Genomic DNA, 18,035 nt, shown 5'->3' on the forward strand with positions numbered 1-18,035 from the left:
CTATTCCGCCTGTTTTTTTGCCAGCTGCCTTGATTTGTCGGTGCAGCTTTGCATGGCCGAAATGACCGAAGACCGAAAGCCCTGTTTTTCCAGCTCAGCTACTGCTTCAATAGTGGCTCCCCCAGGCGTGCATACCTGATCTTTCAATTCACCCGGATGCTTGCCTGTCTCAAGCACCATTTTGGCTGCGCCAAGCACTGCCTGGGCTGCCAGCCGGTACGAGGTTTCCCTTGGAAGCCCCTGAAGGACGCCGCCATCAGCAAGAGCCTCAATGAACATATAGACATAAGCAGGTGAAGATCCGCTGATGGCAGGGATGCTGTCCATCAGTTTTTCTTCAATAAACTCAGCTTTCCCAAAGCTTTCGAATAATTCTGCAGCCTCCAACCGTTCCTTTTCAGTCACCTGCCTGCTGGCAGCCAGGGCGCTCATCCCCTCCCCGACAAGCGATGGGGTATTGGGCATAGAACGGATCGCTTTTATTTCCCTGCCGAAAGCAGACTGTAGAAAGGCAAGGCTGATCCCTGCTGCTATGGTGATGATGATAGCATCTTCAGGAACGCTCCCGCTGATTTCCTCAATCACTTCCATATGAACATCAGGCTTTACTGCCAGAAATAAAAAATCAGCCTGTTCAGCTGCTCTCTTATTATCAAGGGTCACTTCAATATCATATGTATTTTTCACATAGGCAAGAGTACTCTCCGTCCTTGCACTTGCAACTATATCATCCGGCCGGGCGATCCCTGATTTCAGCATTCCCCCGATGATTGCCTGGGCCATCTTTCCGCACCCTATAAAACCGATTTTCTTATCCATTTTTCCACTTCCCTACATAAATTGCTCCCTATATTATACTTCCTCGCCTGCTTCAATTCCAACTTCCGGTTATATCAGGGTGTTAGAGGGTAAAATGGGAATGCTCCGCGCTTAACTGTGCGGAAAATTCTTTCTGCAGCAATACCTGAAGGAGCGTTGAATCATAATGGATAGGACACCACTTCCGGCCGAATTTTACACACAGCCGACCCTTGAACTTGCCAAGGCTCTTCTTGGCTGTCTTTTGATAAAGGAAACACCTGATGGTACAGCCGCTGGATATATTGTAGAAACAGAAGCCTATAAAGGCCCCGCAGACAGGGCTGCACATAGCTATAATAACCGCCGGACCAAGCGGACAGAAGTCATGTACGCCGGTCCGGGGTTCGCCTACACATACCTTATGCATACACACTGTTTGTTAAATGTCGTCAGCGCTGAAAAGGACAAACCGGAGGCTGTTCTCATCAGGGCCATAGAACCTGCTGAAGGAATTTCCCTGATGAAAGAGCGGAGAAAGATGGATAATCTGAAGAATTTGACCAACGGGCCAGGGAAGCTTACGAAAGCCCTTGGCGTCACTATGGAGGATTATGGACGCCTCTTTTCGGAGCCTCCCCTTATTCTTGCTGAAGGCTATACCCCTGCTGAGATAGCTAAAGGAAAAAGGATTGGAATTGATAATTCCGGCGAAGCAAAAGACTATCCGTGGCGCTTCTGGGTAAAAGGCAGCCCATATGTTTCCCGCCATCAGATAGAATCCTCATGATGGATGTTTATTCCTCTTTTAGCTGCAACTGCCCCGCATGATTGCTCTACGGAATAACCACAATAGTTATGTATGGTCTTCACCATCACAGCCCTTCATGAGGGGAAAAATTACAAACTGGGGGTAGTCAGATGCAGCAGTTTAACCAGCAAGGACAGTCAGGAATGAACACAAATGAACAGATCCCGGCACATATGAATCATGGCGGACACGAGATGCTGGACATGAAAGAGGTCCTTTCAAGCACCGTAGCAGCAATCGATCAATACCTTATGTTCAGCGGGCAAATCCAGGATCCGCAGCTTAAGGAAATTGCAAACCGCCAGAGGCAGTTTATGATCACCCAATACAACACCATGGTTGACTGCTTCACTACCGGCCAAAAGCCGGCTGTATCGACTACAACCTATATGATGGGCGAAACACATGACGTCATCTACGGACTACAGCCATCCCAGCCTGCTGCACCAAAACAGTCAGCTTCCGAGATTGGCGACCAATGCTATTCAGGCTACCTGCTTGCTTTAATGAAAGGTGCAGCCTCCCAGCTGTCAATGGCCGCATTGGAGTGCACAAACCCAGTCGTAAGGCGTGTGCTTGCTGATAGTGTTCCCAATTATGCAGAAATGGCTTACGAGCTGTTCCTCTACCAGAACCAGAAGCATTATTACCAGGTTCCCCAGCTTGCGCCGCAGGATACAGAACAGCTGCTTGGAAGCTATACCCAGGCAGGCGGACAGCAAATGATGAACCAGCCTAATATGAATACCCTTCAATAACCGCTGCAGGCGCCCCAATGGGGTGCCTGCTTTTTTTATCCGCCACCGCAATTAATTGGAAAATATTTTTTTCCCCAGGCTGTTACTGCAACTGTAAAACTGGGTAAAAAAGCAGAAATAAAAAACAAAAAAATTGTTAATAAAGGCGGCGCTTCATGTGAAAGAAATTAAAGAATCCATCAAAGAAACATTGCTTGCCATCCTTCCCGTCTCTGCTGCAGTCATCCTTCTGCAGCTTGTCCTGATCCAATTGCCTTTCAAGGACTTTCTTCCATTCCTCTTTGGCCTTTTCTTTGTCATCCTGGGACTGATGTTCTTCCTCATCGGCGTCAATATCGGCCTTCTTCCAATAGGCGAAATGATTGGGAAAATCCTGCCGAAGTCGAATAAAGCGTGGGTCATCATCCTCACAGGATTCATCCTTGGAATTGCCGTCACGCTGGCAGAGCCTGACGTCAGGGTACTGTCCACACAGGTTGACCAGGTATCCGGAGGAAAGATATCGTCCATTTCCCTCATATTATCCGTGGCTGCCGGAGTCGGTCTTTTTGTCGGCCTTGCTATGATCAGGACCATTTACAAAATCCCTGTCACCGCCATTTTGATAGCCGGCTATGCCATCGTCTTTATTGTCAGCCTCTTCTCCCCATCGTTATTTGTGCCGATTTCATTTGATGCGGGAGGCGTAACGACAGGGCCCCTCGCCGTACCCTTCATCTTGGCACTCGGAGTAGGTGTGGCCCAGGTTTTCCGGAACAAACAATCCTCGGGCGATTCATTTGGCCTTGTCGGCCTTGCCAGCATCGGACCGATCCTGGCCGTTCTGCTGCTGGGAGGGATCTTTAAATGATGGACAAGCTATTTCATGGTTTCGGCAGCACTCTGACAGAGGTTGCTTTGGCCCTTGCTCCCCTTCTTCTTTGCTTCATCATATTTCAGATATTTTTTCTAAAATTAAAGAAACAGAAGGTCATCCAGATCCTTGCCGGTTTTCTGTCTGCTTTTGCCGGACTGGCATTCTTCCTTCACGGGGTCCATCTCGGCTTTATGCCAATCGGGGAGGAAATGGGAAAGAAGCTGGGTAATCTTCCATATTCCTGGATCATCATTCCAATTGGATTTGTACTCGGATTTGTCACTACATTGGCAGAACCAGCTGTAAAAATATTAAACAAACAGGTTGAAAAAGTAACATCGGGATACATCTCAGAAAAAATCATGCTCATCACCCTTTCAGGGGGAGTCGGTCTGTCCATTGCCCTTGCCATGCTCCGCATCCATCACGGCTTCTCTCTCTGGTACTATCTTGCGCCGGGATATGCACTCGTGCTGATCCTGATTTATTTTTCCAACACCAGCTTTATAAGCATCGCCTTCGATTCGGGCGGTGTAGCAACAGGGCCGATGACCGTTACTTTTATCCTGTCAATGGCTGTCGGCGCTGCCGCAGTAACTGAGGGGCGGGATCCCCTGACAGATGGCTTTGGCCTGATCGCCCTGGTCGCCCTTAAACCGATACTGGCAGTCCTGATCCTGGGGCTCCTGTTCAAGAGGAAGGAAGGTGCTTCTTAAATGATCTACAAGCTTTTCATCGCCATCGTAAAAAAAGGCACTGCAAAAAAAGCTGTCCGGCTTGCCCGGGGATCCGGGCTTGCTGCTGCGGCAACTGTATATGCAAGGGGAATTGGAAAAAATGAGCAAACCTCGTTTCTCGGATTGGAGATCAACCACGAGAAAGAAGTCATCCTTATGCTGATCAAGGAAGAATCCGCTGAAGAAGTCATTACGGAAGTCAGCAGCCATCTCCATTTTGAAAGGCCCGGTACAGGACTTGGATTGCTTATCAATATTAACGGATTCATCGGCGTCCAGTCCCCGGAAGTCCCCGCTGATGCAGAAGCAGAGGAAGGAGCGGCCAATATGAAGCCAGCCGATAAAGAATACGATTTGATTGTGACCATTGTAAAAAGCTCGGAAGCCGAAAAGATTATAAAGGCCTCAAAAGATGCCGGGGCTGACGGGGCAACCATCATTTCCGGCAGAGGGATCGGCATCAACGAAAAAGCCACTTTATTCAATATGCTGATCGAGCCTGAAAAAGAGATTGTGCTGACCATCATCCACAGCGGACGGACACAGGAAGTATTCCAGGCAATCTGCGATGCTGTCGAGCTGAATGTTCCTGGCAATGGGATTTCCTTTATCCTTGATGTCGATCAGGTAGCAGGCATCAATCATTAAATTTCTGAGCATATCAATATAGTAAATATCCCCATTTGTGAGAAAATAAAAAGGCAATTAAATTTCCGGGAGGTAACAATATGCCAAAAAGCTTGCAGGACACAACAAAGCTGCATAATGGAGTGGAAATGCCCTGGTTCGGACTCGGCGTTTTCAAGGTCCAGGAAGGATCCGAAGTCATTGATTCAGTCAAAGCAGCCATCAATAACGGCTACAAGAGCATTGACACAGCAGCCATCTATGGCAACGAAGAAGGCGTGGGACAGGCTATAAAAGAATCAGGTGCCCCGCGCGAAGAGCTATTCATCACGACTAAGGTCTGGAACTCTGAGCAGGGCTATGACTCTACACTGGCTGCATTCGACGAAAGCCTTTCAAAGCTTGGCTTGGAGTATGTCGATCTGTACCTGATCCACTGGCCTGTCAAAGGCAAGTATAAAGACACTTGGAGAGCCTTAGAAAAGCTGTATAAGGATGGCAGAGTCCGTGCAATCGGGGTCAGCAACTTCCATGTACACCATCTGGAGGATCTGCTTGAAACAGCGGAAGTCGTGCCGATGGTCAACCAGGTTGAATACCACCCGCATCTGGCCCAGCTTGAGCTCCGCGAATTCTGCAAACAAAAAGGGATCCAGCTTGAAGCCTGGTCTCCTCTTAAGCAGGGACAGCTCCTGGATGAGCCTGTTATTACAGAGATTGCCGAAAAGCACAAAAAGTCCCCTGCCCAGATCATCCTGCGCTGGGACCTTCAAAATGAGGTCATCACCATTCCGAAATCAGTCAAAGAACACCGCATCATTGAAAATGCAGACATCTTTGACTTCGAACTTTCCTCAGAAGACATGGAAAAAATCGATGCCCTCAACAAAAACGAACGCGTCGGTGCCGATCCTGATAACTTCAATTTCTAATAATATGCAAAAGGGGTATGGAATGGGTTCATTCTGTATCCCTTTTTGTCTTAATAGCCTCTGAATGTTGGCTGTTGATTTCCGTTCCAGGCACTTCGCTTTCCGCGGGGCGGCGCTGAGCCTCCTCACGCTTACGCGCTGCGGGGTCTCAGCTCTGCCGCTGCAATCCCACAGGAGTCTACGTGCCTTCCACTCCAATCAACAGGCTTATCAAACTTTTTTTCATTCTAACCCAGTTAATACAAATCCCTTTTCGATATAATCGCAACTTTAACTTCGCTCACCCAGTTAGCAAAATATAACTGTTTATCTCCCCCTGCAAAGGGAAAGGAATAATATCAAACCTAAGGAGGACTAATCCATGAGCAAAAGAAATTCCCTGACTGGGGTAGTGGCACTGGGTGCGCTTGCGTATATGTTCAGGAACAAGGAATCTCGGGATAAGGTTATGAATAAGGTAAAGTCTACATTCGGTGAAGACAATATCAGCAAAGTCAAATCAAAGCTTCCATTTTTGAATTCTGACCAAGGAAACACCCGCCAGGACCATTCAGGCCCGGCTTATGTCGACAGATAATAAATTGCCCAATCATGAGGCAGCTCCCCCAATCAGGGAAGCTGCTTTTTTCATTGAACGAACCTCCTCCCCCTGAAACTTTTCCTTCCTTGACCCGTATGATAAAAAGAGGCATGTCCGCACAGCCAAAGCTGTAAACCGCTTTAAGAACTGTGTTATATTGGGAATATATGATTCTATCAAGAGACGGCTTACGCCGGTCCTGGAAAAGAAGGAGTGAAATTATGGGAGTGACGCTCAGCAAAGGGCAGAAGGTCGATCTGACCAAGAACCGCCCCGGGCTTCAAAATGTTGTTGTTGGATTAGGCTGGGATATCAGCCGTCAGGGATCCAACTATGATCTGGACGCATCTGCTTTCTTATTAGGCGCATCAGGAAAAGTACATAGTGACCTCGATTTCGTATTCTATAATAACCCTAACGGCGGGAATGGCTCTATCCTGTACAGCGGCGATAACCGTACAGGTGCGGGCAATCAAGATGATGAACAAATCAGAATTGACCTGCGGAGGGTGCCGGACTCGATCCACCGGATTGCCTTTACAATTACCATCCACGATGCTCAGGCAAAACAGCAGAACTTCGGCCATATTGAAAATGCTTATGTACGGATTTTTAATGAACAAAATAATGAAGAGCTTATCCGCTTTAACCTTGGCAGGGATTTTACCGTTGAAACGGCCATCGTCGCAGCAGAGCTATACAGGCATAATGGCGAATGGAAATTTAATGCCATCGCCAGCGGCTTTCAGGGCGGCCTGGCTGCCCTCTGCCGTAATTTCGGCGTGACGGTGGATGATGAACCGGCTCCCCAGCCTTCACATGGCAATCAGCCTTTCGGGCAGAACCAGACTTACCAGCAGAGCTTTTCACAGCAGGCTCCTGCAGGGCAAAATTACCAGCAGGGCTATAACACAGGCAGCTCCCAGCAGAACTATAGCTCAGGAAGCTATCAGCAGACACAGCCGCAAGCTTCCTATTCGTCCCCTTCCTATGGACAGCCTTCCTACTCTTCCTCACAGGGATATGGGGGAGAAGAAATTGCATGCCCACGCTGCCATTCCACAAATGTACGCACCGGCGAAAAGGGCTTCGGCCTCGGTAAAGCGGCAATTGGCGGCCTGATCCTCGGGCCTGTCGGATTATTGGGCGGCTTCATTGGGAAAAAACAGCTGAAGTTTACCTGCAACAGCTGCGGCAATGCCTGGTCTCCATCCCAGACCGATTACGCCGAATGGGCCAACCAGCAAAAAAGAAAAGCCCAGGACCTCTTTAACCGATTCAAGAGCCAGGACGTCCTTGAGGCCATTGTAGCAGCATGTGCACTTGTAGCTATGGCTGATGGAAGGCTGGATCCGGCAGAACGCCAGAAAATGGTTGAATTCGTCAACCAGAGTGATGAACTTCGGGTATTTGATACGCAGAAGGTCATTCAGCAGTTTAACCTGTACGTCCAGAAGATTGAACGCGATCCTTCGATCGGCAGGGCAGAGGCATTCAGAGCGCTTGGCAGGATACGGACGAAACCGGAAATCGCCAGGCTAGTGGCCCGCTATTGTATCGCAATCGGCTTTGCAGACGGACATTTTGATCCGAATGAGCAGCAGGCAGTCAGTGACATCTGCCGGGAGCTCGGGCTCAATCCGGCAGAGTTCCTTTCTTAATCTCACAGCCTGGCCAACCGGCCAGGCTGCTTCTTTTCTGCAATTCCCCATAGGTCATCACTTCCCTCTACAACGGAGAGTGGCTAAAGTAAGAATATTAACAATAAACAAACTCTTTATTTTTCCCCTGATTTAGTGCTAATCTTACTAAGGGCAAATTTTACGAAAGTAAAAGACGCAAAGCCACGGGCCTAAAACAAGTTATTTGTCATGGCAGCCGGGCCGCCAAGAATATCATTCTTGTAAACTTTTATAAATCATACACCCTTTCTAATTTGCCTAATCCATTTATTAAAGAGAGGGATATCAATGTTTTACCCGACATTTTTATGCAAAGAGACTAATCAGAGGCATCTGGTCAAAGACTCGAATTTCTGTGAATGCGGCTATAAGTACAAAGGCTTTACCACATTCATCAAAAAAGATTTCAAAAAAATCCAATTTAAGCAGAGTGATGATATCGATTGCCCTGTCTGCAAAAGCTCAGTGCTGAAAGAAGAGAAAGCAGTCTGCTATTCATGAGCAGCTGCTTTTTTCTTTTCCCCTTCCCAAATCTTTATTTCCTTCATAATGCGCCAAATCAGGTTTAGGAGTTCCAAAAAAGTGGCAAAAAGAAAGTAACTAACTCATTTACTTTAATTAGGTGCTACTCTTCAAATACGAAGCAAAGGGGAATCTTCATGGCGGAAAATCCAGCACAATCCAAATTGGCATTAAATTCTTCGATCTCCTTAAAAGGGATTGTGAAAGCTGTATTCACTGACACAGTCCACGTCCAGATCGGCGGGAAAATTATCGCAATCCCGCTGGAGAAATAAAAGAACACCTTCATGGAAAGCCAACGAAAGCCGCTTTTTATTAAACGGCTTTTTTTGTGCGAATGGACAGTAAAACCGGCAGGCATTGCGCCCGCCGGTTCTGTTTATGCATAGATTTTATTTTCTTCGTTTTGGAAGAAGCTCTTCATCGCATGGAAAACATCAGCTTTCTGCTTGAGGATATAGTATCGGAAGTGTTCATTTTTTATATTCTTATAAGCGGACATGAGGGTCGAGTGGCGGTTGTACTGATTGACTTCACCGTACCCGAACATGCTCGATACCGCGATCAGCTCTTCAACAAGCTTCACACAGCGGGCATTATCAGAGGTAAGATTGTCGCCGTCGGAAAAGTGGAAAGGATAGATATTGAATCTTCTTGGATTATATTTTTCATTGATCAGTTCCAGAGCTTTGCGGTAGGCTGATGAACAAATGGTTCCCCCGCTTTCCCCTTTTGAAAAGAAATCTTCCTCTGATACGACCTTCGCTTCTGTATGGTGGGCAATGAACTCTATTTCCACCGTCTCATACTTTGTCCGTAAAAACCGGGTCATCCAAAAGAAAAAGCTTCTGGCCATATATTTCTCCCATAATCCCATCGATCCGCTCGTATCCATCATTGCGAGCACGACTGCCTTTGAATCCGGCTTTACAATTTCGTTCCATGTCTTAAACTTCAGATCCTCCTGATAGATCGGATAGAATGCCGGCTTGCCTGTCATCGCATTCCGTTTAAAGGCGGTCATCATTGTCCGCTTTTTATCAATATTGCCCATTAATCCTGTTTTGCGGATATCATTGAATTCAATATTCTCAACCAGATGCTCTTCCTGTTCCTTCCTCTTCAGGTTCGGCAGCTCCAGCTGCTTGAACAGTGCTTCCTCAAGCTCCATCATGGACACTTCAGCTTCAAAATAATCCTCACCCGGCTGGTCGCCTGCACCCTGGCCTTTCCCGGGGCCTTTCTGGCCGCTGGAGCCGTCTCTGGCGACCACATCGCCTACCTGGCTGTCTCCGTCTCCCTGGCCTACATGTTTGTTTTTATCATAGTTATAACGAATTTTATATTCGTCAAGAGAGCGAATCGGAATTTTCACGACTTCACGGCCATTGGACATAATGATGCTTTCTTCTGTTATCAGATCTGGTAGATTGTTCCGGATCGCATCCTGTACCTTTTCCTGGTGGCGCTGCTGATCATCGTGGCCTTTGCGATGGAGGGACCAATCTTCTTCGGAAATCACAAACTGGCGGTTGTTGATGTCGGTCATTATAACCCCTCCTTGAAAAAATTTCATGGATTCATTGCACACATTTGCCTTTAGCAACATACAATATCCCGAGTGTCAAAAGGAACGTGAAATATTAATTACTCTATACTATGCGAGACATCGAAATAATTTACAAATAATTTTGACAATAAGACAAATGCCTATGCTGTCGGACAAGCCTTTTTTAGAGCCTCTCATCCTTCCAGAAATTCATTGAAAAGTGGGCATTGGGGTTATAAGCCTGGCATTCATATCCTTGTGAGTATAGGTAATCGATGATCTGCGGCAGCATGGAAACCGTCCCGCTGTTCACATGCATCAGGATGACTGGGGGCTTCCCGCCTGCAGCCGCCGGCTGAAGCCCTTTTTTCACATTTTCAAAGATAGTCTTCGGACTGCTCCTTGCATATTTCCAGTCTAATGTATCAATATTCCAGTCCCACATTTTATATCCCTTCTGCACAAGGGCGTCCCTGAACGGCCCTGTCATATAAGGCTTGCTTCCATAAGGCATTCTCACCAGCCTGGAGTCAATGCCTGTCAGGCTCAATATTGTTTTCCTGGTCTTATCCATTTCCAGGGCGGGATTTTGCGGGTTTCCGGCATAAAGCTTGTTTTTATCATGGGTAACACTGTGCAGGGCCGGATAATGCCCTTCCTCCACCAGCCGCTTAACAGAAGCCGGGTTGGCTCTTGCCTGCGGCTCAATCATAAAGAATGTCGCTTTTGCCTTCTTATTCTTCAAAATATCAAGGATGGGTTCCATTCCCCTTGCAGGTCCATCATCAAAGGTTAAGTACACCGCCTTTTTTTTCACATAAAAATCTTTTAGAGCCGCTCTATTGGCGCCCATGAATTGTTCGTTTGCCATTTTCGCTCCTTTGTTCACCAGACGGACGACAGGGCCGGCTGAGAGGTATTCAACTCTATAGCCAAAAAACTCGCCGGCTGACCTGATCGGTATGAATAGGCTGTTTTCCCGGACCACCGCTTTCCATTCGGCCGTTTTTCCCATGGACGTTGAGGCCTGCTGTTGTTTTACAGAATAGCGGATCCATGATTTGCCCTTTTTGATCGTATAGCTATCAGGATTTTCTATAGAGATGCTGGCTCCAATGGCTGCTGCCAAATCTTTAATAGGCATATAGGCTGTATGCTCCAGCACAAACGGAGGGTTCTGCTTCAAATTCAAAACAGAGTCATTCACGCCGACTGCACATATATACTCATTCCTTTGTGCGGCAGAAGCCTGTCCTTCCTGCAGTACAAACAGCACAATCGCTATTAAAATAGCAGCCACCCATTTTCTCATCCCTGCTTCTCCCCTGACTAATAGCTTTTAATTGCTATATCTATTAAGGGTCAGGTTGAAATAGAACCCCGGAAAAATGCGGTCAAAAAAACTCCTGCAGCTTCAGCGCAGGAGTCATTTTTCGTTATCTTTATACTGGATAGGGTCAGGCTGCTTTCCATCCTCTTCAAGCTCTTCCCCAGTCCTGAGATGCTCCATCTGCTTTCCTAGATTATGCATCTCTTCTACATTCTCAGCCATGGAGCTGTTTCTTGGCACAAAGTCCTTGTCCAGTTCCTTTTTCTTCATCTCAATCACCTCTATACACCCTTTTCCCCTGTCCGCCTCAATTGAAACTAATTCTTGATCCTGGGAGTGCATAGGAACAAAAGAGCAGGCGCCTTGATCAAGAATTGATAAATATCCATAAGACTTACAATTTATAAATTCTTAACCAGCCAAAAAGGCCGGCAATTCTATGCCGGCCTTTGCTCATTATCTGTTCAGCAAACTTCCAACATACCGCAGCAGCTCATTTGCAGAAGTAGAATTATAGCCGTGCTCATCAATGAGTCTTGCAACAACTTCATTCACCTTTTTCAGCTGCTGCTCGTCAGGAGTCTTGGAAGAAGTTGTAATCTTCACAACATCCTTCAGGTCTGCAAACAGCTTCTTCTGGATCGCTTCGCGGAGACGGTCATGCGAATTGTAGTCAAACCGCTTGCCTTTCCTTGCATAGGCAGAGATGCGGATCAGGATTTCCTCCCTGAATGCCTTTTTCGCATTTTCCGAGATGCCGATCTGCTCTTCAATCGACCTCATCAGCTTTTCATCCGGATTGATTTCCTCTCCTGTCAGAGGATCGCGGAGCTTCGCTTTATTGCAATATGCCTCCACATTGTCCAGATAATTGTCCATGAGTGTTTTGGCGGATTCTTCATATGAGTAGACAAATGCTTTCTGGACTTCCTTCTTGGCAATATCATCATACTCTTTGCGGGCCAGTGAAATGAAGTTCAAATAGCGTTCCTTCAGCTCAGCGGTGATCGACGGATGCTGATCAAGCCCTTCTTTCAGGGATCTCAAAACATCCAGCGCATTGATTGAGGTAATCTCTTTCCGGATGATTGTGGATGAGATCCGGTTGATGACATAACGCGGATCAATTCCGCTCATACCTTCATCAGGATATTCCTTTTGCAGCTCCTCCACGTCTGCGCGGTTGTAGCCTTCCACGCTTTCTCCGTCATAGAGCCTCATTTTCTTCACCAGGTCAATATCACCCTTTTTAGGTTCCTTCAGCCTCGTCAAGGTCGTAAACATCGCTGCCACCTTAAGCGTGTGCGGTGCAATATGGACATCAGAAACATCGCTCTCACTGATCATTTTTTCATAGATTTTTTCTTCTTCTGTCACCTTTAGATTATAAGGGACAGGCATGACAATGATCCGGGAATGAAGCGCCTCGTTTTTCTTATTGGAAATGAAGGAACGGTACTCTGTTTCATTTGTATGCGCCACAATCAGTTCATCCGCAGAAATGAGCGCAAACCGCCCTGCCTTGAAATTGCCTTCCTGTGTGAGAGAGAGCAGATGCCAGAGGAATTTCTCATCGCATTTCAGCATCTCCTGGAACTCCATCATCCCCCTGTTCGCCTTATTCAGCTCCCCGTCAAACCGGTAGGCCCGCGGGTCAGACTCTGAACCATATTCGGCAATCGTGGAGAAATCTATGCTGCCGGTAAGATCGGCAATATCCTGGGATTTCGGATCAGACGGGCTGAATGTTCCGATCCCGGTCCGTTTATCCTCTGAGAAAAAGATCCTCTCAACCACAACGTCTTCAATCCGTCCCCCATACTCCTGCTCAAGCCGCATCATATTCAGCGGAGACAGATTCCCTTCAATTCTGATTCCATACTCATCGAAAAAGTCCTTGCGCAGATGATGCGGAATCAAATGGAGCGGATCTTCATGCATCGGGCAGCCTTTGATTGCAAATACTGCACCCCTGTCGGTCAGGGAATACGCTTCAAGCCCGCGTTTTAGCATCGTGACGAGCGTTGATTTCCCTCCGCTCACAGGACCCATCAGAAGCAGGATCCTTTTCCTGACATCAAGCCTTTTAGCAGAAGGATGGAAATATTCCTCCACAAGCCGTTCAAGCGATTCTTCAAGCCCGAACAGCTGATTGCTGAAAAATTTATAACGCTTTTTCCCTTTATCGTCTTCGACACCGGCATCCTTTATCATACTGTATACCCTGGAATGTGCTGACTGGGCTACCCATGGCTTCTCTTTGACAATGTCTAAATACTCCCTGAATGTCCCTTCCCATTTAAGCTTTTCCTCTTCGTGTCTGTACATCTCGATTTTTTTTAAAATATCCATAAGGACCTCCCCCTGTCGCATTATCAGAGACGATTAATATAATCTATGCGCTTGGGCAATTAAACATTCTATAACCCGGAAGAAAAGCAGAATTCCCCTCGCCTTCAGGGTCCCTCAAACTGCCAGCCGTGCCGCATTTCCCCGGATATTCTCCATAAAATATCCACAGTTTTTCATTCACACCATGCCGGAATTGGGCTATAATAAGATTACATAGGTATGCAAAAAGGAATCCCTACATAAAAAGGAGGCCAACATCATGGGCTTGATTTTGATCATCGGCGTAACTATCGCGTTCCTGTCAGCCATCTTCACTGCCGGCTACAACGACAAACCAGGGATGAATAAGTAAGAAGAACGTTATACAAAAAAGGACCGGAATCTTGGGATTCCGGTCCTTTTTTTTTTGTCAGCAGAACTAGATGTGCCTGATGGAGTGCGGCCCTATTTGGACGAGGCTTTTCTTTTCTGGTTGTGTGTCATGCATTGATGAGGGCTCTTTCTATGCATGACTTGCCTTTTTAGTGCTGGGTCATGCAGCGATTGGAACTCTTTCCATACACGACTGCCCTTCCCGAGCACAACTCATGTATCCCGGAACGCTCCCCGAATACATGACTGCCCTTCCCGAGCACAGCTCATGTATCCCGGAACGCTCCCCGAATACATGACTGCCCTTCCCGAGCACAACTCATGTATCCCGGAACGCTCTCCGAATATATGACTGCCCTTCCTGAGCACACACATGTATCCATAAGCCAATCCTGCAGCCAATCCTGCAGCCACTCCCTGCAATCACTTCAAATCCAGCTTATTCTTATTCACAAAATCCTTCATATACATCCTCACCGGCTTTTCGAGCATAGCTGCCATCTGGCCGGTCCAGGTGTCTTTCCTCATGTTTTGCGTGCGTTCGGCATAATAAGCTGACACCGTTTGATTATAATCCTCGAGCTGCTGTTTATACTTTTCATGATCCTGCTGGTAGCCATTTTCGTGATAGACATGCTCTAAAGGAAGCCTTGGCTTTTTGTCGGGATCCTGGGCCGGATACCCTACGCTCAGGCCAAAGAGGGGGATGACCCTTTCTGGTGTACCCAGCACCTTGGCAGCTTCCTCAAGCTGATTGCGGATGCCGCCGATATAGCAGACGCCAAGGCCCATTGATTCTGCGGCGACTGTTGCATTCTGGGCCGCGAGTGCAGCGTCAATCATCGCAACCATGAATTTTTCCTTGCTTTCAAGGGACTCGCTTAAATCCTTCCCTTCCATTTCAGAAAGGACATGATGGCGGTTCAGGTCCGCACAGAAAACGAAGAAGTGCCCGTTATGCGCTACATAGGACTGGTTTCCCGCCAATTCAGACAGCTTCTGTTTCTTTTCTGGATCAGTTATGCCGATGATGGTGTATGCCTGAATGAAGCTTGAGCTGGAAGCGGCCTGGGCACAGGATACAATCGTTTCCACCTGTTCCCTCGTAAGCTCCCTTTCCTCAAATTTTCTGATTGACCGGTGGGCCAGTATTGTTTCTACCGTTTCGTTCATGGTATGTACCTCCTCAAGTGAATATCTTCATTTTAACCTAATCCCGGTACAATATCATAAATGACTGCTCGGCGCCTTCCCAACTTAAGCTGCAAAAAAAGAAGGCCACATCCCCCTGGATATGGCCTCGATCCTTTATGTTAAATGCCGGTAATCCTGCTGCCTCAGTGCTTCGTAAATAAGAATGGCAGCCGTGTTGGACAGATTCAATGACCGCACATTGCCAGTCATCGGAATGCGGAGGGCGCGGTCCTTGTTATTTTCCTTGACCTCTGCCGGAAGACCTGTCGTTTCTTTGCCGAAAATGAAATAATAATCTTTTTCCTTGTCGCTGTATTCAAAGCTTGTATACGGCTTCTGCCCGAATTTGGTTAAATAGAAGAATTCGCCGCCGGCATTTTTTTCATAAAACTCATCCAATGAATCATAATAAAGGATTGTTACATGCTGCCAATAGTCAAGCCCTGCCCGTTTGAGCATTTTGTCATCAGTGGAAAATCCAAGGGGCCTGATCAGGTGCAGGGTTGTATCTGTCGCTGCACAGGTACGGGCGATATTGCCCGTATTGGCCGGGATTTCCGGCTGGTATAGTACTACATGTATTGCCACGTCCATCACCTCATCAAGTGAAACTTTATCTGCGGAGTATATTATCCCCCATACTCAAAAAAACTCTACCAGCTATTATACCACTCTTTATCTCTCATACAACCAGGTCAGGATTCATCATCGATGCTGATGAACTTGTATTTAATATTTGGTGTATAGGCGGTTGAATCTTCGTATGCCCAGTTGCGCATCCGGCTGTTAAAGGTATGGGCGTTGACAAGCGGTGTCCCATCGCTCTGCTTGGCTGTCACGATTGTCGTATGGTCAAAGCGGCCATCGCCCTGGAAGTCATAGCAGATCACATCGCCCGGCTGCAATAGCTCTGCACTGCCTACCTCCTTTCCCTTCAGCCCTGTCCGGGAGCCCGGCAGATACCAGCGCAGCGAGTTGGCGACCGTCCAGCTGTAGCTCCAATTATCGCTCCTCATCCACCAGCCCTTTGAACGGTTCGGATAGCCCCTCATAGGCGCTTCACCAGCATGGAGGCACTGCGAAATATAATTCGTGCAGTCAACCTCGAACTTCTTATAGGCAGGGTTATAGTCATTCCACCATCTTTCCGCATACTGGACAGCCTTCAGGCGGTCATATCTGAATCCCGCCCTTTCCCCATCAGCAGCAGGCTCCGCCGGAAGTGCTGCCGGCTCTTCCAAATGAAGGAACGGATTCTTTTCACCATCGCCGACCAGCACCCCTTTATAAAATTCAGCCTCACGCTGCTCGACTTCCTCCTCCAGATACAATCCGTCCTTATCCTTTATCAAATATTGAAAGTGGACATGATAATGGACAGTGCTGAGTTCATCTGCATCCTGTCCTGCTTTTTCAATAATCTTCCCTGAAGCTTTCGCTTTAACAATTTCCCCGGCTCTTCTTGAGAGAATATCCTTTTTCCTTTCAATTTTCGGGCAAGTGCGAAAGTCATTGCGGGAATGGGACACACACTGCTGAACCCTCTGCTCCAGCAGCTCCTGAAGCTGTTTTTTCATATATGCATTCCTCCCATCATTCATTCATATGAAAGAAAATGCCGAATCATTTCTTAAAATAGATCACAGCCTATATGCCGGAGGATATCTATTTTCTTATATGAAAAAAAGAGAGGCTCCCCTCTCTTTAGCTGAACATATATAAGCTGTTTTCCATTTCCCTGCGCACTTCTTCGTCCGTCTCCTTTACAAGGGCAGCCTCGACCGCTTCCCTTGCCTTCAGCCCGCCGATCTTCCCGAGTGCCCAGGCAGCCGTTCCCTTTATAACCGGCCTTGGATCCGATACCATCACTTGGATCAGATCATCCACAGCTGATTCATCCTTGTAATGGGCCAGGGCAATGATGGCATTCCGCTGGATCGGCTTCTTGCCTCTCCATGACCCCGATACATGGCCGAACTTATCCTTAAACTCCCTGTTGCTCATATGAAGAAGAGGCTTTAACAGCGGTTTGGCAATTTCAGGATCCGGCTCCATTTCTTCATGGAAATGAAAATCCATGCCCTTATTTTTCGGGCAGACTGTCTGGCATGTATCACAGCCATAAAGCCTGTTGCCGATTTTCACCCTGAATTCTTCCTCAAGAAAGCCCTTTGTCTGTGTCAGGAAGGCGATGCAGCGCTTGGAATCCAGCTGGCCGCCGCCGACAAGCGCGCCTGTCGGGCAGACATCGACGCAAAGATTGCACGAACCGCACCCGTCTTCGATTGGTTCATCCGGCTCGAGCGGAAGATTTGTGATCATTTCTCCCAAATATACGTAAGAGCCGAATTCTGGCGTAATGATGGAACAATTTTTGCCGCTCCACCCAATACCGGCCCTTTCAGCGACCGCCCGGTCCACAAGCTCGCCTGTATCGACCATTGATTTGAGCCTCGCCTCAGGCAGCCTTTCACGTATATATGCCTCAAGCTTCCCGAGCCGGTCCCGCAAAACAGTATGATAGTCCGTCCCCCAGGAGGCCCGGCAGAAAATGCCGCGCCGCTCACCCCTTTTGCTGACAACGCGGGTCTTCATCTTTGAAGGATAAGCAAGGGCAATGGAGATGATGGACATCGGCTCATCTAGCAATAGGGCCGGTTCTGTCCTTTTATCAATATCAGGCTCTTCAAAGCCAGATTGGTAATCAAGCTCCTGCTGTCTGATGAGCCTGCTCTTCATCTCCCCGAAAGTGCTGGCAGAGGCGAATCCGATCTTATCAATGCCGATCGTTTTGCTGTAATCGATGATATCCTGTTTAAGCTCTGAGTAGTTCATATCCTCCCGCTCCTTTCACCATTGTGTTTTGTATATAAAAAGGCAAATCGCCAAGATATTTATTCGCATCCTTTCTATGATAAACTATTTTAAAGGATTT

The 18,035-nt window shown here is 47.4% G+C and carries 19 protein-coding genes and 1 riboswitch; of the genes, 10 read left to right on the plus strand and 9 right to left on the minus strand.

Annotation, left to right across the window (positions count from 1 at the left end; translation table 11 throughout):
* On the minus strand, positions 1-819 hold the full coding sequence (gene proC, locus RBB45_RS08290) for a pyrroline-5-carboxylate reductase (RefSeq protein ID WP_306009423.1): 819 nt from the start codon (positions 817-819) through the stop codon (positions 1-3).
* Between the two features lie 166 nt (positions 820-985).
* Here proC and RBB45_RS08295 point away from each other — a divergent pair, with 166 nt between their 5' ends.
* The 10 genes from RBB45_RS08295 to RBB45_RS08340 all read left to right on the plus strand — a co-directional run bounded on the left by RBB45_RS08295 (position 986) and on the right by RBB45_RS08340 (position 8,578).
* Positions 986-1,588, plus strand: a complete 603-nt coding sequence (locus RBB45_RS08295; RefSeq protein ID WP_306009424.1) for a DNA-3-methyladenine glycosylase — start codon at positions 986-988, stop codon at positions 1,586-1,588.
* A 131-nt stretch (positions 1,589-1,719) separates the two neighbouring features.
* Positions 1,720-2,367: a spore coat protein gene (locus RBB45_RS08300; RefSeq protein WP_009795020.1), complete on the plus strand. Its 648-nt coding sequence runs from the start codon at positions 1,720-1,722 to the stop codon at positions 2,365-2,367.
* Between the two features lie 157 nt (positions 2,368-2,524).
* Complete coding sequence (locus tag RBB45_RS08305; RefSeq protein ID WP_306009425.1) at positions 2,525-3,217, plus strand: DUF1538 domain-containing protein; 693 nt, start codon at positions 2,525-2,527, stop codon at positions 3,215-3,217.
* On the plus strand, positions 3,214-3,939 hold the full coding sequence (locus RBB45_RS08310) for a DUF1538 domain-containing protein (protein ID WP_306009426.1): 726 nt from the start codon (positions 3,214-3,216) through the stop codon (positions 3,937-3,939). Before RBB45_RS08305 ends, RBB45_RS08310 begins: the two co-directional genes overlap by 4 nt.
* Positions 3,940-4,608: a P-II family nitrogen regulator gene (locus RBB45_RS08315; protein ID WP_009795017.1), complete on the plus strand. Its 669-nt coding sequence runs from the start codon at positions 3,940-3,942 to the stop codon at positions 4,606-4,608.
* Positions 4,609-4,688: 80 nt separating this feature from the next.
* A complete protein-coding gene (locus RBB45_RS08320; RefSeq protein ID WP_306009427.1) occupies positions 4,689-5,519 on the plus strand; it encodes an aldo/keto reductase in 831 nt (276 codons plus the stop codon).
* Between the two features lie 361 nt (positions 5,520-5,880).
* Complete coding sequence (locus tag RBB45_RS08325) at positions 5,881-6,096, plus strand: hypothetical protein (protein ID WP_094768379.1); 216 nt, start codon at positions 5,881-5,883, stop codon at positions 6,094-6,096.
* 224 nt (positions 6,097-6,320) lie between these two features.
* A complete protein-coding gene (locus tag RBB45_RS08330; protein ID WP_148950909.1) occupies positions 6,321-7,760 on the plus strand; it encodes a TerD family protein in 1,440 nt (479 codons plus the stop codon).
* A gap of 142 nt (positions 7,761-7,902) precedes the next feature.
* A riboswitch (cyclic di-GMP riboswitch) is annotated at positions 7,903-7,990 on the plus strand.
* A gap of 79 nt (positions 7,991-8,069) precedes the next feature.
* Positions 8,070-8,282 (plus strand): hypothetical protein, encoded by a 213-nt coding sequence (locus RBB45_RS08335; RefSeq protein ID WP_094768381.1) that lies wholly within the window; start codon positions 8,070-8,072, stop codon positions 8,280-8,282.
* Between the two features lie 158 nt (positions 8,283-8,440).
* Positions 8,441-8,578, plus strand: a complete 138-nt coding sequence (locus tag RBB45_RS08340; RefSeq protein ID WP_022543523.1) for a hypothetical protein — start codon at positions 8,441-8,443, stop codon at positions 8,576-8,578.
* Positions 8,579-8,682: 104 nt separating this feature from the next.
* Here the strand turns inward: RBB45_RS08340 and yhbH are convergent, their stop codons facing one another.
* From yhbH to queG, 8 genes are all read right to left on the minus strand, one after another.
* Positions 8,683-9,852: a sporulation protein YhbH gene (gene yhbH / locus RBB45_RS08345; RefSeq protein ID WP_009795010.1), complete on the minus strand. Its 1,170-nt coding sequence runs from the start codon at positions 9,850-9,852 to the stop codon at positions 8,683-8,685.
* A 184-nt stretch (positions 9,853-10,036) separates the two neighbouring features.
* Positions 10,037-11,164, minus strand: a complete 1,128-nt coding sequence (locus RBB45_RS08350) for a polysaccharide deacetylase family protein (RefSeq protein WP_224949846.1) — start codon at positions 11,162-11,164, stop codon at positions 10,037-10,039.
* 114 nt (positions 11,165-11,278) lie between these two features.
* Positions 11,279-11,452: a hypothetical protein gene (locus RBB45_RS08355; RefSeq protein ID WP_009795008.1), complete on the minus strand. Its 174-nt coding sequence runs from the start codon at positions 11,450-11,452 to the stop codon at positions 11,279-11,281.
* Positions 11,453-11,638: 186 nt separating this feature from the next.
* Positions 11,639-13,534, minus strand: a complete 1,896-nt coding sequence (locus tag RBB45_RS08360; RefSeq protein WP_009795007.1) for a PrkA family serine protein kinase — start codon at positions 13,532-13,534, stop codon at positions 11,639-11,641.
* 795 nt (positions 13,535-14,329) lie between these two features.
* Positions 14,330-15,079, minus strand: coding sequence for an oxygen-insensitive NADPH nitroreductase (gene nfsA / locus RBB45_RS08365; RefSeq protein ID WP_306009428.1), 750 nt, complete (start codon positions 15,077-15,079; stop codon positions 14,330-14,332).
* A 135-nt stretch (positions 15,080-15,214) separates the two neighbouring features.
* Positions 15,215-15,688 (minus strand): tRNA (uridine(34)/cytosine(34)/5-carboxymethylaminomethyluridine(34)-2'-O)-methyltransferase TrmL, encoded by a 474-nt coding sequence (gene trmL, locus RBB45_RS08370; RefSeq protein ID WP_022543522.1) that lies wholly within the window; start codon positions 15,686-15,688, stop codon positions 15,215-15,217.
* Between the two features lie 107 nt (positions 15,689-15,795).
* A complete protein-coding gene (locus RBB45_RS08375) occupies positions 15,796-16,677 on the minus strand; it encodes an amidase domain-containing protein (protein WP_022543521.1) in 882 nt (293 codons plus the stop codon).
* 127 nt (positions 16,678-16,804) lie between these two features.
* Positions 16,805-17,935 (minus strand): tRNA epoxyqueuosine(34) reductase QueG, encoded by a 1,131-nt coding sequence (queG, locus tag RBB45_RS08380; RefSeq protein ID WP_009795002.1) that lies wholly within the window; start codon positions 17,933-17,935, stop codon positions 16,805-16,807.
* Positions 17,936-18,035 lie beyond the last annotated feature (100 nt).

This window comes from Bacillus sp. MMSF_3328 (genome assembly GCF_030733525.1).
Classification (GTDB): domain Bacteria; phylum Bacillota; class Bacilli; order Bacillales; family Cytobacillaceae; genus Bacillus_AB; species Bacillus_AB infantis.

Coding starts and splice junctions, on each gene's coding strand:
- proC (WP_306009423.1), bottom strand. CDS start 819: ATGGATAAGAAAATCGGTTTTATAGGGTGCGGAAAGATGGCCCAGGCA.
- RBB45_RS08295 (WP_306009424.1), top strand. CDS start 986: ATGGATAGGACACCACTTCCGGCCGAATTTTACACACAGCCGACCCTT.
- RBB45_RS08300 (WP_009795020.1), top strand. CDS start 1,720: ATGCAGCAGTTTAACCAGCAAGGACAGTCAGGAATGAACACAAATGAA.
- RBB45_RS08310 (WP_306009426.1), top strand. CDS start 3,214: ATGATGGACAAGCTATTTCATGGTTTCGGCAGCACTCTGACAGAGGTT.
- RBB45_RS08315 (WP_009795017.1), top strand. CDS start 3,940: ATGATCTACAAGCTTTTCATCGCCATCGTAAAAAAAGGCACTGCAAAA.
- RBB45_RS08320 (WP_306009427.1), top strand. CDS start 4,689: ATGCCAAAAAGCTTGCAGGACACAACAAAGCTGCATAATGGAGTGGAA.
- RBB45_RS08325 (WP_094768379.1), top strand. CDS start 5,881: ATGAGCAAAAGAAATTCCCTGACTGGGGTAGTGGCACTGGGTGCGCTT.
- RBB45_RS08330 (WP_148950909.1), top strand. CDS start 6,321: ATGGGAGTGACGCTCAGCAAAGGGCAGAAGGTCGATCTGACCAAGAAC.
- RBB45_RS08335 (WP_094768381.1), top strand. CDS start 8,070: ATGTTTTACCCGACATTTTTATGCAAAGAGACTAATCAGAGGCATCTG.
- RBB45_RS08340 (WP_022543523.1), top strand. CDS start 8,441: ATGGCGGAAAATCCAGCACAATCCAAATTGGCATTAAATTCTTCGATC.
- yhbH (WP_009795010.1), bottom strand. CDS start 9,852: ATGACCGACATCAACAACCGCCAGTTTGTGATTTCCGAAGAAGATTGG.
- RBB45_RS08350 (WP_224949846.1), bottom strand. CDS start 11,164: ATGAGAAAATGGGTGGCTGCTATTTTAATAGCGATTGTGCTGTTTGTA.
- RBB45_RS08355 (WP_009795008.1), bottom strand. CDS start 11,452: ATGAAGAAAAAGGAACTGGACAAGGACTTTGTGCCAAGAAACAGCTCC.
- RBB45_RS08360 (WP_009795007.1), bottom strand. CDS start 13,534: ATGGATATTTTAAAAAAAATCGAGATGTACAGACACGAAGAGGAAAAG.
- nfsA (WP_306009428.1), bottom strand. CDS start 15,079: ATGAACGAAACGGTAGAAACAATACTGGCCCACCGGTCAATCAGAAAA.
- RBB45_RS08375 (WP_022543521.1), bottom strand. CDS start 16,677: ATGAAAAAACAGCTTCAGGAGCTGCTGGAGCAGAGGGTTCAGCAGTGT.
- queG (WP_009795002.1), bottom strand. CDS start 17,935: ATGAACTACTCAGAGCTTAAACAGGATATCATCGATTACAGCAAAACG.